Origin of the sequence: Limnospira sp. (assembly GCF_051859755.1) — a bacterium.
GTDB lineage: Bacteria > Cyanobacteriota > Cyanobacteriia > Cyanobacteriales > Microcoleaceae > Limnospira > Limnospira fusiformis.
In genome coordinates this window covers 1-573 of sequence record NZ_JBIMLI010000410.1, presented here as the reverse complement: position 1 = coordinate 573, position 573 = coordinate 1, and the positions used below count along the sequence as shown (strand labels likewise).

At 35.6% G+C, this 573-nt stretch carries 1 protein-coding gene; it reads right to left on the bottom strand.

From position 1 onward, the window contains the following. Positions 1–546, bottom strand: a 546-nt coding sequence (locus ACTIE0_RS24930) for a hypothetical protein (protein ID WP_439517084.1), incomplete at its 3' end; no start/stop codon positions are given. Between the last annotated feature and the right edge of the window lie 27 nt (positions 547–573).

The following is a 573-nucleotide window of genomic DNA, read 5'->3' as shown; positions in this document are numbered from 1 at the left end:
AAACTCATAATGAGTCCACATATCTTTCAGAAAATAATCCGAAGGAACGGTTTGATTTAAATCGTTGCCTACATAACGTCCATTACCAACATCGGGACTATCCCAACCCCAATTTTCTGAAAAACCTATATTGCCATCACTTCTAATATTGGAAACGGTTTTATCCTCTACTACAGTGATAGAATCATCATTACTCCAGTCATAAATATTTATACGCCAGTTATCTCGCAAGTTTATCGGTTCATTATTAGTGTGATCGGTTGATTGACCATTAGTGTCATCAGTTAATACGGGATTCCAAGTTAAATCAAAGTAAGCAACTTCTTGGATTTCAGAATATTCAACATAAATCACATACTCACCATTTTGTTGTGGAGTAAAAGTATATGTTCTGGTGTCATAAGCGGTTTCCCATTCCCAATCATTACGAGTTATAAATTCCCAATTTTCACTATCAATTGGACGAGCCGCTATTCTAAAACCATCATCTGAACGTACCGTAAACTCATATTGTTGTCCGGCTTGAAACTCATACTGAGTTAACATATCTTTCAGAAAATAATCTGAAGGAAC